Below are 15,522 nucleotides of genomic sequence, written 5' to 3' on the forward strand. Positions count from 1 at the left end.
CTAAGCTCTTAGATTACTTTGATTTCATAAACTGTAAACAGATCAACATAAAAAATGAGATGATGATTAAACTTAATACCCATAACCAAGCCATCTCCATATTACCTGTATCAAACGCTACGTATATAGCCGTTGAGATGGTTTGAGTTTTCCCGGGAATATTACCAGCAAACATTAATGTCGCTCCAAACTCCCCTAATGCTCTGGCGAAACTTAAAATGATACCTGAAATTATCGCTCTAAGTGCCAATGGGACGGATATGGACATAAATAATTGGATTTCATTTGCTCCATCTACACGAGCTGCATTCTCGATGTCCTCATCTATTGCCTCAAACCCTGTCTTGACTGACTGATACATCAAAGGAAAAGCAACAACTATTGAAGCAATGACTGCAGCCCACCAAGAAAACATTACAGGTTGTCTAAAGATCCATTCTATTGTTTGTCCAATGATACTGTTTCTGCCAAATAGAACAATTAACAAGAAACCTACTACAGATGGCGGCAGCACCAACGGTAAAAGGAACACAGTCTCAACGAGTGGTTTCCCTTTGAATTTAGTATTAGCCATCAACTTTCCAAAAAATAAACCTAGGATTAATACCCAAATTCCTGCAACAAATGCTACTTCAATAGACAATTTAACCGGTGACCAAAAGTCCGCTGCCATCGTTTTTACTCTAGTCCTTTGAATCCAGATGCAGCAGAGATTGTCAATTCTACCTTCTCATTAGAACCACTAGTTTGTCCATTATTTAAAAAACCAGATACAAATATTAGTAACATAATTAGCGAGAAAAATAAGATGTTACGCTTTTTCATTCCCTTACTCCCATTCTGTCGATTAATCATAGTTATACTTTATTGTAATAATTTATGTACAAAAACTAAAGAAGAATATCATTAAACACATAATAAAGAAGGTCTGATAATGATCAGCCTTCCATTAAAAGTCTATATTCATTTAAGTACCAGCAAATATTGAATATGGACGGGAGTTATCGGCGTGATGGCGATGATTTGGTAGCCGATACTAAGTAACTGTGATAGCGTTTCTGCACAATTTTGACGAGGAGGTTCAATAGGTGCATGAAAACTTTTATATAAATGCAGCAACTGATTATCATTTGAACAGTGCAGCATAACGACATGTTTACCGGTCCAAGCTTGACCAATGATTGGTTCAATTTGTGTTTCCCTTAGATGTCTCATCTTTTATTCCCTCACTTATTGATATCATTATTTTATGAAATAGTGGAGTACAATGTTCTTTAAATAAACTGAGCTGTAAATTTATTGGAACATATTGTTCATTAAAATAAAGGGCTTACTATATTAAAATAGAATTAAAGTTAGCTATTCTATATTCTACATTTCACCTAATCTATAAGAGGAGGTCCTTATGCTTAAAAAAATAATCTCAACTATGTGCTCCTTTTCAATTGTACTCTCTGGAATTTTTTCCATTACATTTATTGACCCGGAAGAGACAAAAGCTTCCTCTTACAATAATTTGGCACAACGTCCCTTTATGGGCTGGAGCAGCTGGAGTTCGATACGAAAAAAGCCAACTGAACAAAACATTATGGCTGCAGCAGACATTATGGCAGAGAAATTCCAGTCGCATGGCTATGAATATGTCAATCTCGATGATTATTATCAGCTTGATTGGACTACGAACGTGGACAAATTTGGCAGATGGGTGGTCGACCCTGAGAAATTCCCACATGGGATGAAAGCACTTGGGGACTACATCCATCAAAAAGGCTTTAAGTTTGGACTGTATGTCACCCTCGGCATTCCTAAAGGAGCAATCGACCAAAATACACCTATCGAAGGAACACCCTACCATGCAAAAGATATCGTCGATTTTAGCAAAAAGCAAAAAGTAAGTTTTAATTTTGGAAATATGTATGCCATTGATTTTTCAAAGCCTGGGGCACAGCAGTATATTGATTCTTGGGCTAGACTGTTTGCATCTTATGGAGTAGATTATCTGAAAATTGACGGTGTTCGCAACCAAGATATTAAAGATGTTGAGGCATGGGCGAAGGCCTTGAAGAAAACAGGTAGACCGATACATGTAGAACTATCCAATAACCTAGATATCACAAAGGTTTCTACCTGGCAGCAATTATCCAATGGATGGCGGACCGATCATGATGTAGAAGCCTATGGAACTCCTACCCATACGAATTGGAAAAAGGTATCCCGAAGGTTTGATGATGTGGCCATCTGGCAACCGCATGCCGGGACAGGCGGATGGAATGACTTGGATTCACTCAATGTAGCAAATGGAAGCAAGGATGGTCTAACTGATGGCGAAAAACGATCCTACGTATCTTTATGGGCTATTGCTGCTTCTCAATTTGTGATTGGCAATGATTTTACGAAATTAGACAATTACGGCATAAGCCTGCTTACTAATGACGAAATCATTGGTGTAAATCAAAGTGGCGCTGCAGGAAAACGTTTATTGAAAACTTCGACCGAGCAGGTTTTCTATCAGGAACTTCCGGATGGATCCTTCAATATTGGTTTATTTAATACAGGATTATCAACACAAACCGTTACTGTTAATTGGAAAGAGTTAGGCTTTAAAGGTTCTGCTACGGTGCGTGATATGTGGAAACATGAGGATCTAGGAAAGTTTGAAACAGGCTTCACTGCTAATCTTTCCTCCCATGCTTCAGAGATGATTCATGTCGTACCCGCTTCCGCTTTATCAGTTTCCCCATCAAGTGGTGCAACTGAGGTGAATCCATCAAAAATAACCTTAAAATGGGAATCCCAAAGCAGCGTGAACAGCTATCATATTCAGGTGGCAACAGATCCTGACATGAACAAACTTATTTCTAATCAAAATGTGGCTTCAAATTCTACAAGTGTAAAGAACCTTGATAACAATACACGCTACTACTGGAAAGTAACTAAAGTCAGCAAGGGAACTGAGGAACTAATAGGAATTTATTCTTTTGATACTAGCAGCACAATCGTTCCAACTGCACCAGACTGGGTTATGGCAACGAAAAATACGAATGATACTGTTTCACTTACCTGGAACCCTGTAAAGGGCGCAACTTCCTATACGGTCTATCGTAAAAAAGTGAATATCTTAGGAAGCAGCAGCTACCAAGAAATTGCAACGAATGTAACGAATCCAAACTATGAAGATAAATCCGCTGAAAGTGGAGTTAATTATTCATATGTCATAACGGCAAAGAACGCTTCCGGTGAAAGCAAACAGTCCATCGACATTCAAACAGACAATCATCAGAATGCTGTTCAATTGGCTGCTTTATTGACAGGATTTTTAATCATCGTATTTTTAGTTACCTTCTTTAGAGTAAGAAGAGACAAAGCTAACTCCGTTGAACGTAAAGTTCTTAAATCAGCTTAATATTATACTATAATCCAAAAAGAAGGTGTCCCAAAAGTATATCTTTTAGGGGCACTACCTTTTTTATTGCTCTGAACCTTGTCTGTTGATTTCCGTTCCAGGCGGCTTCGCTTTCCGCGGGCGTGCCGGTGAGTCTCCTCGGCGCCTTGCGCCTGCGGGGTCTCCCCTGCCCCGTACTCCCGCAGGAGTCTTCGCCGCCTTCCACTCCAATCAACAGAGCGGAAATATTAATACAGAACTTTGTACAATAAAGGCTGACTCAAAAAAGTCGTGATTTCAACGACCTTTTGAGTCAGCCTCTTTTTATGCTCTAACTATTCTTGTAGCCGTGGTTTTGCTGGATCGCAGTTTGGCGGCTCTAGACTGGCTGATTCTGCTAACTTCATAAGATAATAACATTCTTCCCTAAACATATGATCCGCCATTAGCGGCGCGAAAGTTCCTAATGCTTGTTTACTTAGTTCCAGCTCTTCAAGTTCAAGTAAAAAGTTTTGAAATAACTTGATTTCTAACTGGGCTTCAACATTCATTTTTGTTAGTGCCGGAAATGATGTAAGACTTGTTCTTAAATATCCTGCCAGCTCTACAGCTTTTAAGTAAAACTCTTCAAAACTTTTCATAAATGACTGGCTTTTCTGTTTTAATTTCTTTTCTACACCATCTAAATTGGACGAAATCGCCTCAGAATGCCCCGCAGCATCTAATAACCATAAAAGATGATGATGGAGTTCATGGTAAACCGGAGGATTCTGTCCAGCTTTAAGATAAGTTAATACCCTTACATACTCCTCTAATTCATTCACCATATGGTTGAGAAATGTAGGTGAAAGATGAATCTTTATCTTGCCAATCAGGTGTTTTCTGATGAGATCTAATTTAAATTCCCTTAAATGACTTACCTCTGTTTCAGCATCTTTAGTTAATGATACCAAATCTGAAGATTTCGCTCTCTCCAAAAGGTTGTCAAATATGCTTATAAAGTTAGAGGCTTTATTTATTTCTTCATTTTGGACAGGTGCAAGGGCTTCAAAAATAAACCTCGAATGATCACCGAGAATTTGTAACCAAAAACGGTGTTCAAAGCGTGCTGTCCTCTCAAAGACCTCATTCATGTTTATTCCCCCCATTAAGACTACATTAATTTAAAATTTATTTTTTCAAATAAATTTTAGAACAAAATACAGCCTTAAAAACAAGCACTTCAACAATCCCTATTTAAACTTGCTAATATCGACAGATTTCGACACATTTTCAAACATATCACTATTAAACTAGTTCATTAGTAGGAGGGAAAACAGTGTTGAAAATCAAACCCATCTTTTTCTTTTTAATTATATTTATATTTACATTTGGAGGCCATGTACCACCGGCACATGCCCAGAATCAGGACCTATTTACTGAGATGAATAATGAATTAAGGGAATACATTAAACCGTGGCAAGGAAAGATTTCGCTTCGTTATCAAAATCTATTAACGGGCAAATATTACACCTTAAATAGTCAAACCGAAGTCCCTGCTGCCAGTACGATTAAACTTCCCTTAGCACTATATGTAATGCATTTGGCAGATGAGGGAAAACTTAGTTTAATAGAAAGATTAACCTATCAAAGCCATCATTACTCCGGAGGCAGCGGAATCATCCAATATGACCCGGTCGGAACAGCCTATACAATAGCTGACCTTGTTGAAAAAGCTATGATTTATAGTGATAACATAGCTTTTATCATGTTAAAAGAACGAGTAGGAAAAGATCAATTTGTTACCTATCTAAAAAAGTTAGGAGCATCCTATGCCTATCCTGGCGGGCGGAATATGACTTCTGCTGACGACTTGTGCTTGTATGCGTACGAATTATTTAGGTATTCAAGACAAAATGAAAATGGAAAGACCCTTCTTCAATATCTAGAACATACCGCCTATAACTCTACCATTCCAATGGGGGTACAAGGAAAAATTGTCGCCCATAAGGTTGGGATGATTCCAATGAATTTAATCTACAATGATACGGCAGTTATCTTTGATAAAGTGCCGTACACATTAGCGGTTGCAACAAACGGGATCGATTATGAAAAATCACAAGAAGTAATTGCTAATCTTGCATCTATTGTCGACCGATACCATGTTTTAACTCTAAAAACGAATAACGATCTCCAAACGATTAATCTAGCTTTAGCCTCTGCCAAATATGCTGTCCCCTCTACCTTTTTTACTAAGGTTCCGGATTTTTATTCGTACCTGCTTGGAAAGGAAATATTCAGCGGTATTAGCAGTTCTACTATGTATGGTATGAGTGTACGGAATAACAGTTTTCACCAACAGCTTGTCTTTCTCGAGAAAAGTGGTGCTGTTACAAATTGGGGATTTTCTGAGAGGGATGGAACAGCTAGCTTGAATCAGTCATTGGCTCAGTCCAATTAGAACGACTCAAATAAAAGGACCCCTTTAGGAGGATTGGGGTCCTATACAACTGTTTTATATGAAGCTCTTTGTTGAAGTAATCTTATTTTTTGATTCTTGGTTAAAATTCTCCATAATCTTGCTTTAAATACCATAATATACCTCTCCTCTCAAGGATCATGTATTTTAATGTCATTTTAACAACCAAGCTTAGTAAGAATAGTGTTAGTAAATCTATTTTACCAAACATATAATGTAAAAGAAATTTCAAAAAAACGACTATTTATAACTTGAATTTACAAAATTCATGCCCATTTTCGTATAAAAATGGCATACAAGACGAAATCTCCCAAGAACCGGTCCTATTGTTGTCGAAATATCGAAATAAAATTTTGAATAAATATGTCAAAATTGTGAACTTTAGTAATCTAATAAAGGAAGACTTTGTCATTTATTACTGCTGGCAAATAAAAAGACTATTTAATTGCAAAGTTTTTTAAAATTTCTTTTTAAAGAATATTGATTTTTTTAAAAATAAATTATATTATAAGTCTCGTTGATTTTCTTTCGACATTTTTTGCGGAATTTTATTGTTCATATTTTCACAATATTTAAACATGTGGTTATTTTAGAAGGGAAGTTATTATGGAGATTTTCAGGAAAAAATCCATACAGGATTTAATAGACGGAGCCGAGAAAAAAGATGTGACATTAAAAAAAGAGCTGGGTGCCTTTGATTTATCGATGCTTGGAATTGGTGCCATTGTTGGAACGGGCATTTTCGTTCTTACAGGTGTTGCAGCTGCAGAGCATGCCGGTCCGGCACTCGTGCTATCCTTCATTTTATCAGGACTTGTTTGTATTTTTGCCGCTCTATGTTATGCGGAATTTGCTTCAACCGTTCCTGTCTCTGGCAGTGCATATACCTATAGTTACGCAACTTTTGGAGAATTCATTGCCTGGATTTTGGGATGGGATTTAATTCTTGAATATGGATTCGCTTCTGCGTCGGTAGCCAGCGGCTGGTCCGGATATTTTCAAGGATTAATTGCTGGATTCGGAATTCACATCCCTAAAGCCATTTCTAGTGCTTTTAATCCCGCAAATGGAACCTATATCGATGTTCCTGCAATCTTTATTACGTTTATTATCACACTGCTATTAACTAGGGGTGTAAAACATTCAGCACGTTTTAATACTCTGATGGTTATTATTAAATTGACCGTCGTTATTATTTTTCTTGCTGTTGGTGCATGGTATGTAAAGCCTGATAACTGGACACCTTTCATGCCGTTCGGTTTTTCTGGGGTAGCATCTGGAGCCGCTACTGCGTTCTATGCATATATCGGTTTTGACGCCGTTTCAACTGCAGCAGAGGAAGTAAAGAACCCGCAGCGCAATATGCCAATTGGAATTATTGCCTCGCTCGTGGTTTGTACACTATTATATGTAGCAGTTTCTGCGGTACTAACCGGAATTGTTCCCTATCAACTGCTAAATGTTAAAAATCCGGTTTCTTTTGCATTAAATTATATTCACCAAGACTGGGTTGCGGGCTTCATATCCCTTGGAGCCATAGCTGGTATTACAACCGTCTTAACCGTCATGGTTTATGGGCAAACTCGTTTGTTTTATGCGATTAGCCGGGATGGTTTACTTCCAAAAGTTTTTTCAAAAGTGGATAAAAAGAAACAAACACCAGTTGTGAACTCTTGGATCACCTGCTTGCTTGTCTCGATTTTTTCGGGGTTCATCCCGCTTGGAAAGCTTGCTGAACTAACCAATATTGGAACATTATTTGCGTTCATGTCCGTATCAATCGGAATTTTATATCTACGTAAATCACAAGGAGCACCTAAACGCGGCTTCCGCGTGCCTTTTGTACCATGGATTCCACTGCTCGCATTTGTTTCCTGTGGGTACCTAGCGCTTCAGCTTCCAGCCTTAACTTGGATTAGCTTTTTCATTTGGCTTGTCATAGGGTTAGTGATTTATTTTAGTTATGGAAGAAAGCACTCAACCTTAAATCGTTAATTGTTTAATGACCTTCTGTGATGTCCAGAAGGTTTTTTTATTTTTTGTTTCTGCGATTTCAATTGTATTATAATGATATAATTCAAATAAAAAGTGGACGCTGCTTAATTGGGACGCTATACAAAATGAGGTGCATTGAAAGTGATTACAGCTGATCAAATGCTGGTCAAGAAGATTAATCAAAAACTTTTGTTAAATGAAATTGTCGCTAATTCCCCTATCTCAAGGGCTAAGTTATCTGAAACTACAGGCTTAAATAAATCGACTGTTTCTTCGCAGATAAATACTTTAATTGAAAAAAATCTAATTTTCGAAATCGGACAAGGGCAATCCAGCGGCGGCAGAAAACCAGTTATGCTAGTTTTTAATAAGAACGCAGGATATTCACTTGGAATTGATATTGGAGTGGATTATGTCAATTGTATATTAACAGACTTAAAAGGAAACATTGTCCTTGAGAAAAATCAACCCTTGGAATGTCAGACTTCAGAAGATATTAAGGATGTTTTACTGGTTAATATCAAAAACATAATTGCACAAATGCCCGAATCCCCCTACGGTCTAATCGGGATTGGTATATGTGTTCCAGGTTTAGTTAATACCGAACAAAAAATTATTTTCACCCCAAACTTAGATTGGAATTATGAATTAGACTTAAAAACAATAATTGAAGAAGAATTTAAAGTACCCGTATTTTTAGAAAATGAGGCAAACGCAGGGGCGTATGGAGAAAAAGAATTTGGTGCTGCTAAAAACTATGAAAACCTGGTTTATGTAAGTGTCCAGACAGGAATCGGTGTCGGTATTATTATCAATAATGATCTTTATAGAGGGATTAGAGGTTTTGCCGGAGAAATGGGGCATTTGACCATCGATTTTAATGGACTTAAATGCAGTTGTGGCAATCGGGGCTGCTGGGAATTATATGCTTCCGAAAAGGCATTATTTAAATCCTTGTCCAAGAATCAGCAAAAAATGATCACTAATCAAGACATTATTCATTTAGCAAACCAAAATAATCCAGATATTCTAATGGCACTTCAAAACTTTGGTTATTATTTAGGTATCGGGTTAACTAGTATCTTAAATACATTTAACCCCCAAGCTGTAATCATCCGAAACAATATCGTGGAAGCTCTGCCAATGGTTTTAAACTCAATTAAGAATTCGGTGGCTTCGAGAACCTATCAGCAACTAGAGAACAATTATCAGCTATTTGTATCTTCTTTGGGAAAAAACGCACCTGCACTAGGAGCAAGCTCCATCTCGATCAAAAACTTTTTAGAAATGTTTACTGCCTAAATAATTTTTTAAAAACGCAAAGTAATAATAAGACTTTGCGTTTTTTTTTACGACGAATGCGAAAGGCTATAATAAATAAAAAATTACTTGGAAGAGGTCATTATATATGTCTTGGTTACTATTTGCCATTTTATCTGCCGTTTCTGCTGCCATGGTTTCTATCTTTGGTAAAATAGGCTTACAGAATATTGATGCGAATACCGCGACTGCGATCCGCTCAGTCATCATGGCACTATTTTTAATTGGAGTGGTGATCGTCCAAGGTAATCTAGGAAAGATCCCAGAAATTATTGGCCAAAGAAAAGCATTATTATTTATTTTCCTAAGCGGTATAGCAGGAGCAACCTCTTGGTTGTTCTACTTTCTAGCGTTAAAAACGGGTAAAGTTTCACAGGTTGGTCCAATTGATAAATTAAGTGTAGTTATTGCTACGGTTTTAGCTATCATCTTTTTTGGCGAAAAGCTTAGCCTGGTTAACGGAATTGGAGTATTCTTAATTGCCATTGGAGTCATTCTAACCGCTTTACACTAACAAAATCAGCCCCTGCTACTTTTAGCAAGGGCTTTAAATCATTTTTTATAAAACTCATTTTCAGTTAAGTTTGTTAATTATTAGTAAAGCATCAAGCATCTAAATATTTCTATGTTTTTCTTTTACTAAATCAATAAACTTTAAACAGTTAATTGAGAGGATTTGATACTATTTAATGAAGCAACTAATCGATTCTTGGCTTCAGGATTCAACTCATAACGATTATTTTCTAATTTTTCAATTTGACTGTCTAAAACAAAGGCTCCTTTTAAAATGTGAGTGGCTCCCAATGCTGTCAGGACAGGTTTAAGTGAATAATCAATCATTAATAAGTGCCCGAAGGTTCCGCCAACAGCGATTGGCAGGATTGTTTTACCCTCCAGACCATTTTGTGGCAGAAGATCCAAGTAGGTCTTTAACACTCCAGAAAATGAAGCTTTATAAACAGGTGTTAGAATAACAATGATATTGGAATCCTCCACTTTCTTATTAGCTTCTTTAATTTCTTCGTGATCAAACCTCGCTTGGATTAAAGCTTCGGATGGAAGCGCCCGGACATTTATGATTTCAGGAGTAATCCCGATTCCTTCAAGATGGTTTAAAACATCATGAAAAACTCCATTTAGTCTTGTTTGCTCTGAAGGACTTCCAGAAATAATCGTAACTTTACTCATGATTCAATCCCCTTTTCTACTATTATTATTTTTTGAACTCACAATTTAAAAACCCTGTTGCACTTTCATATAAAAAATAAGCTGCTTTTACAATAGCTGATTCATCCACAGTAAATTCAGGATGATGCCAATCCTCGTTTCCATTTGTTCCAAAAAAGGCAAATGTACCCGGAATATGGAGTAGATAATAGGAATAATCTTCACCAGCCATAGATGGTTGTGGCCGGGTAATTTCTAAAGATTGTTTTCGAGCAGCAATTTCCGCTATTTCTGTCACTGATTTATGATTAAATAAAGGCGGCGGTCCTGGGAACCAGTCAATCTCGGCTTTTTGAGAAAAAGCCGCAGAAATGGTTTCTACTATTGTGTAGAGCCTTCTTTTCACCTCTTCCCGAATAATAGGGTCAAACGTTCGAACTGTCCCTTCCAAACTAACTTCACCTGGTATCACATTCCACGTACTGCCTCCGATTATTTTCGTTATACTGACTACAGCACTTTGAAGCGGGGAAACATTCCTGCTTACAATCGTCTGAAGCGCAGTAATAAGCTGCCCGGCTGCAACAATCGGATCATTTCCGTTTTGCGGAAGGGCGGCATGACTGCCTTTCCCATGAAGTACGATTTCAAAACGATCCACTGCTGCCATTAATGGTCCCTCTTTTATTCCGATGGTACCGACAGGCAGTTCAGGTTTATTGTGAAGCCCAAAGATTGCCTCCACCCCTTCTAACTGCCCATCCTCAATTACATACCTTGCCCCTCCTCCTAACTCCTCGGCAGGTTGAAAAATAAGGCGTACGGTTCCATTGAAATTTGACTGATTTTCCTTTAAAAGATAGGCAGCTCCAATAAGGGCTGCCGTATGGAAATCATGACCACAGGCGTGCATGACTCCTTTTATTTTGGAAGCAAAAGATAGACCCATTTTTTCTTCAATGGGCAGTGCATCAATATCTGCACGTAACGCCACAATCGGTCCAGGCTTTTCACCCAATACGTCAGCAAATACGCCCGTTTCCAAGTTTGTTTTTCGAGTAGGGATATCTAGTTCATTTAGCCATGTTTCAATTGACTTGGTTGTTTCAAACTCTTGCTGTGATAATTCTGGATATTGATGTAAATGACGGCGGATCGTTATTAAGTAGGTTTCGAATTCTTGTTGATTCATTTTAATGTCCTTTCTTATAAATCATATCGATAGCATTTTACTAAAATTTCATTGTTAAAAAATTCTTTCGCATGATCTCGTTTAAAACCAAACCACTCATACAATCGAATCGCCCTTTGCATCTTATCGCCTGAATGGAGGTACAATTGTTTAACTCCTTGAGACCTTGCATACTGAAGGCCGGCTTTTAATAATTCTTGTGCGATACCTCGTCCTCTTGCATCCGGGTGCACAGCCAACAGGCGAATAATCGGTGAGGAAATTTGTAATTCTGGTCTTTGATAGGCTTTATCTGAAGACGAAAATAACTGCAAGGTACCAAGGATTTTGTCCTCGCTCTTTGCAATCAGAATCTTTTCAACATCAGGATTATCAACCGATGCCTTAATATTAGTTAAGTACTCCTCCCAAACTTGGGCATTGTTATATTCATGCTCATATTGTTGATAACTTTCTACTAATAATTTCCTTACCGTCTCTTTTTCCTCTTCCGCTAATTCATCAATACTGATTTGGTTAATGGCCATTTTCCAACACCCTTCCCTTAAGTGATTTTTCATTTAATTTACCTGCTCTTTTAAGCTTGTAAAAAAAGATTCACCCGATATCCGCTGTAAGAATCGGCGGGTCCTTTCTTCTTTTGGTGCATGAAAAATCTCTAATGGGGTTCCTTCTTCGACGATTACTCCCCCATCCATAAACAACACACGATCAGATACCTCTTTGGCAAAACTCATCTCATGCGTAACCACCACCATCGTGATTCCTTCTTGTGCAATTTCTTTAATCACCGAAAGCACTTCTCCGACTAATTCAGGATCTAATGCGGAGGTTGGTTCATCAAAAAGAATGACCTCTGGATTTAGTGCCAATGCTCTTGCAATTCCTACCCGCTGCTGCTGGCCACCGGATAATTGGGAAGGATAAAAATCTAATTTATCACTAAGACCTACTTTTTCAAGCACCTGTTCACTAATTATTCTGGCCTCCTTTTTCTTTATCTTTTTGGCGACCACTAGGCCTTCCATTACGTTTTCTAGTACGGTCTTATGAGCAAATAAATTATAATGCTGAAATACCATTGCCGATTGTTTTCTTATCGAGAGCATATCTTTCTTTGTCACTTTCTCTGCATTGACTTGAATATTGCCTATTTGAACAATACCTGCTTCTGGTTTTTCTAAAAAATTCAAGCATCGAAGTAAAGTGGTTTTCCCTGAACCACTTGGTCCAAGAATCGTAACTACCTCTCCCCGGTTAATTTTGAGAGTAATCCCCTCTAACACTGGCAACTTGTTAAAGGACTTCTTTATATCTTTTAAAATAATCATGACACGCCTCCTCGACTATACGATGTCACTCGTTTTTCAAGTAAGTAAGAAAATCCCTCCACAATAATCGTCAGTCCCCAATAAATGATCCCTGCCGCAATAAACGCCTCCAAAAATTTCAAATTGGTAGAAGCGACAATATTGGCAGCACCCGTCAATTCTTTTTCTGAAACAAGAAAGGCAATCGATGATGTGTGTAAAAATCCAACAAAAATATTTGTAAAGTTCGGAACGGATTGTGCCAGCGCCTGTGGCAGAACAATTCGGACCATTGCCTGATACTTCGTCATCCCCACCGAATAAGCCGCTTCTAGTTGGCCTGCCGATACACTAATGATCCCTGAGCGGATTATTTCAGATAAATAAGCACCTGCCGCTAACGACAAAGCGGTTAAAACAAATAAAATAATCGGTATTTTGCTAGATTGAATATTTAAGTCAAACTTTAATGAAATCCTGTCTATTAATAAGGGGATTCCATAATAGATGATCATAATATGCATGATAATCGGGGTTCCTCTAAAAAAGGAAACATACCCATTTGCCGCCTGGTATAGAAACTTCGTTTGATAAATCCTGAAGAGTGCAACAGCGATTCCAATTAAAAAACCAACCAATAAAGGAACAATGGTTAATATGAGAGTAATTGGAAGGGATTTAATAATTTCTTTAAAAGCAATCCATATAAATGGAACATTAATCGTCATTCTTATCCCCCCTTTAAGCAGCAATCGATAGATCAGCTTTCTGATAGCGATTGAAATATCTTTCTAAAATTTTAAATATCTTTTCAAACAATAAAACAACCACATAATAGATGATAGAAAGGGAGATATACACTTCCAGTGCATGTGCGGTGGCTGAAATGAGCGTATCGCCTCTGCCCACCATATCCATTACACCAATGGTAAAAGCAAGTGAAGTATCCTTTAACGAACCAATAACTGAGTTTGCCAAGTTTGGAAAGGCAATCCGTAAAGCCTGTGGCAAAACAATCCGAAAAAAACTTTGTGAGCTGGTCATCCCCACAGAATAGGCCGCTTCCGTCTGCCCCTTATCAACCGCACGTATCGCTCCCCGGAAAATTTCAGAAAATCCTGCTCCATTACTAATCGCATAAGTAATAATCACAAAATAAATAGCATCAAGCTTAGAAATATCGATATTAAAAATCATAAGTACTGCTGGTAAACCATAAAAAACTAGGAATAGCTGGATTAAAATCGGTGTCCCTCTAATAAACGAGACATATAAAATGACCAATTGGTTCAAAATAGGAATTTTGAATAACCTCGGTATAGCGGCTGCCACACCAAGGATAAGTCCTAGAAGAATAGATGCTTCTAAAATCTGAAGGGTTACCCCGAGATATTGCACGAGTGTTGGTAAAAACTCAAAGATTAACAATGGATCAAATGCTTTCCCCATTTTCAAACAACCTCCAAACCTGAACTTTCAACTACTTAAAAGTTGACGGTGTAGTCAGCTCCTAACCATTTTTTACTTAATTCACCAACGACACCCTCTTTTTTCAATTCAACGAGTGCTTCGTCAATTCTCTTTTGCAGCGGTGTTTCATCTTTCCTTAGAAGAAAATAGACTTTTGAATTTAAGAGCGGTTCACCGACTACTTTTTCCTGAGCATCTACTTGCTTATTATTGAAGTCCACAGAAAATGGTGTGGTAATCGTAGCATCTGCTCTGCCTGTTTTTATTTGGTTGATGGTTGAATCTGGTCCATTACCTGCATAAACAATTTGGATACCAGCATTATGTTCCTTGTTATACTTTTCAATGAATACCGCTGAGTTACTAGTCGGACTAACGATGACCTTTTTCCCTTTTAAGTCTTTAATGGAATTAATTTCATTGTTATCCTGTTTAACCGTTACATGAAGAGGGAAAATATTATAAGGTTCGCTGTTAAAGAGAAACTTCTTTTGCCGTTCTTCATTTACTTCCATTTGGTGGGCAATAAAATCAATTTTATTTGTTTCCAAGCTGATTAGCAGGTTAGAGAACTCCATCGTTTTAAATTCAAATTGGTATTCTGGCAATTTTTCATCAATCTTCCTTACTAGTTCCACATCATAGCCAGTTAACTTCCCATTTTCATCAATAAAGCAAACATTCGGAAACTGTGTGCCTGTTCCGACAATTATTTTTTGTACCTTTGTTTCACTTTTTGCGTTTTTTGAACTAGCTGTTGAAGCTGTCTTTGTTTCTTCGGAAGAGCATGCACCAAGGACCAAAACTATAAATAACGTGATCATCATCAAAAGTTTTTTCTTCATTTTCTTAACCCCCGCCTATTTTCATTCAATCATCACTAATTACTTAATTAATGATGATCGAATATGTAATTTTAACCATTATATCTATTGATTTAGTCGGATTTATCCTAAACTATTACTCTTGTTGAACTTTGCTAGTACTTCATCAAGATATTCAACCCCTACTTTTGTTACACCCTCATACACTTCTCCCTGACCTATTTCAACTACTGGTACATGACGAACGCCATACTTTACTTCCAGAATATCTCTTCGTTCATCATAATGGGTTACATCAATCGTTGCGTATTTTATTCCTTTTTTCTCCAAATATTGTTTTACTTCTCCACAATAATGACAGCCTTCTTTAGCCCAAACTACAACGGATAATTCTTTACTCATTT

The 15,522-nt window shown here is 37.5% G+C and carries 17 protein-coding genes; 5 read left to right on the top strand and 12 right to left on the bottom strand.

Annotated features, from left to right (window positions below):
- Window positions 1-13: 13 nt before the first annotated feature.
- The 3 genes from modB to GXK58_RS01825 form a co-directional block, all read right to left on the bottom strand.
- Window positions 14-673, bottom strand: coding sequence for a molybdate ABC transporter permease subunit (modB, locus tag GXK58_RS01815; protein WP_160719296.1), 660 nt, complete (start codon window positions 671-673; stop codon window positions 14-16).
- Between the two features lie 5 nt (window positions 674-678).
- Window positions 679-825: a hypothetical protein gene (locus GXK58_RS01820; RefSeq protein WP_160719298.1), complete on the bottom strand. Its 147-nt coding sequence runs from the start codon at window positions 823-825 to the stop codon at window positions 679-681.
- A 138-nt stretch (window positions 826-963) separates the two neighbouring features.
- Window positions 964-1,215 (bottom strand): hypothetical protein, encoded by a 252-nt coding sequence (locus tag GXK58_RS01825; RefSeq protein WP_160719300.1) that lies wholly within the window; start codon window positions 1,213-1,215, stop codon window positions 964-966.
- Between the two features lie 190 nt (window positions 1,216-1,405).
- On the opposite strand from GXK58_RS01825, the gene GXK58_RS01830 reads away from it, so the two are divergent.
- Complete coding sequence (locus tag GXK58_RS01830) at window positions 1,406-3,403, top strand: alpha-galactosidase (RefSeq protein WP_160719302.1); 1,998 nt, start codon at window positions 1,406-1,408, stop codon at window positions 3,401-3,403.
- Between the two features lie 314 nt (window positions 3,404-3,717).
- Here the strand turns inward: GXK58_RS01830 and GXK58_RS01835 are convergent, their stop codons facing one another.
- Complete coding sequence (locus GXK58_RS01835; RefSeq protein ID WP_160719304.1) at window positions 3,718-4,515, bottom strand: DUF2935 domain-containing protein; 798 nt, start codon at window positions 4,513-4,515, stop codon at window positions 3,718-3,720.
- Between the two features lie 185 nt (window positions 4,516-4,700).
- Here GXK58_RS01835 and GXK58_RS01840 point away from each other — a divergent pair, with 185 nt between their 5' ends.
- The 4 genes from GXK58_RS01840 to GXK58_RS01855 all read left to right on the top strand — a co-directional run bounded on the left by GXK58_RS01840 (window position 4,701) and on the right by GXK58_RS01855 (window position 9,669).
- Window positions 4,701-5,822, top strand: a complete 1,122-nt coding sequence (locus GXK58_RS01840) for a serine hydrolase (protein ID WP_160719306.1) — start codon at window positions 4,701-4,703, stop codon at window positions 5,820-5,822.
- 624 nt (window positions 5,823-6,446) lie between these two features.
- Entirely contained in the window at window positions 6,447-7,835 is a 1,389-nt protein-coding gene (locus tag GXK58_RS01845; protein WP_160719307.1) for an amino acid permease, read from the top strand.
- Between the two features lie 159 nt (window positions 7,836-7,994).
- Complete coding sequence (locus tag GXK58_RS01850; RefSeq protein WP_442862450.1) at window positions 7,995-9,137, top strand: ROK family protein; 1,143 nt, start codon at window positions 7,995-7,997, stop codon at window positions 9,135-9,137.
- Window positions 9,138-9,243: 106 nt separating this feature from the next.
- Window positions 9,244-9,669 carry an EamA family transporter gene (locus GXK58_RS01855; protein ID WP_160719311.1) on the top strand — a complete coding sequence of 142 codons (426 nt, stop codon included), beginning with the start codon at window positions 9,244-9,246 and terminating at the stop codon, window positions 9,667-9,669.
- Window positions 9,670-9,809: 140 nt separating this feature from the next.
- On the opposite strand, the gene ssuE is transcribed toward GXK58_RS01855, so the two are convergent.
- From ssuE to GXK58_RS01895, 8 genes are all read right to left on the bottom strand, one after another.
- Complete coding sequence (gene ssuE, locus GXK58_RS01860) at window positions 9,810-10,343, bottom strand: NADPH-dependent FMN reductase (RefSeq protein WP_160719313.1); 534 nt, start codon at window positions 10,341-10,343, stop codon at window positions 9,810-9,812.
- Between the two features lie 25 nt (window positions 10,344-10,368).
- The gene (locus tag GXK58_RS01865) at window positions 10,369-11,514 is read right to left on the bottom strand and encodes an amidohydrolase (protein WP_160719315.1); all 1,146 of its coding nucleotides are present in this window, start codon (window positions 11,512-11,514) and stop codon (window positions 10,369-10,371) included.
- A gap of 14 nt (window positions 11,515-11,528) precedes the next feature.
- The gene (locus GXK58_RS01870) at window positions 11,529-12,041 is read right to left on the bottom strand and encodes a GNAT family N-acetyltransferase (protein WP_160719317.1); all 513 of its coding nucleotides are present in this window, start codon (window positions 12,039-12,041) and stop codon (window positions 11,529-11,531) included.
- A 33-nt stretch (window positions 12,042-12,074) separates the two neighbouring features.
- Window positions 12,075-12,845 (bottom strand): amino acid ABC transporter ATP-binding protein, encoded by a 771-nt coding sequence (locus GXK58_RS01875; protein WP_160719319.1) that lies wholly within the window; start codon window positions 12,843-12,845, stop codon window positions 12,075-12,077.
- Window positions 12,842-13,552, bottom strand: coding sequence for an amino acid ABC transporter permease (locus GXK58_RS01880; RefSeq protein ID WP_160719321.1), 711 nt, complete (start codon window positions 13,550-13,552; stop codon window positions 12,842-12,844). Before GXK58_RS01880 ends, GXK58_RS01875 begins: the two co-directional genes overlap by 4 nt.
- Window positions 13,553-13,565: 13 nt before the next feature.
- The gene (locus GXK58_RS01885; RefSeq protein ID WP_160719323.1) at window positions 13,566-14,273 is read right to left on the bottom strand and encodes an amino acid ABC transporter permease; all 708 of its coding nucleotides are present in this window, start codon (window positions 14,271-14,273) and stop codon (window positions 13,566-13,568) included.
- Window positions 14,274-14,308: 35 nt separating this feature from the next.
- Window positions 14,309-15,139 carry a transporter substrate-binding domain-containing protein gene (locus tag GXK58_RS01890; protein WP_160719325.1) on the bottom strand — a complete coding sequence of 277 codons (831 nt, stop codon included), beginning with the start codon at window positions 15,137-15,139 and terminating at the stop codon, window positions 14,309-14,311.
- Window positions 15,140-15,241: 102 nt separating this feature from the next.
- Window positions 15,242-15,520 (bottom strand): glutaredoxin family protein, encoded by a 279-nt coding sequence (locus GXK58_RS01895; protein WP_160719327.1) that lies wholly within the window; start codon window positions 15,518-15,520, stop codon window positions 15,242-15,244.
- Between the last annotated feature and the right edge of the window lie 2 nt (window positions 15,521-15,522).

The organism is Bacillus sp. USDA818B3_A (genome assembly GCF_009928415.1).
GTDB lineage: Bacteria > Bacillota > Bacilli > Bacillales > Cytobacillaceae > Neobacillus.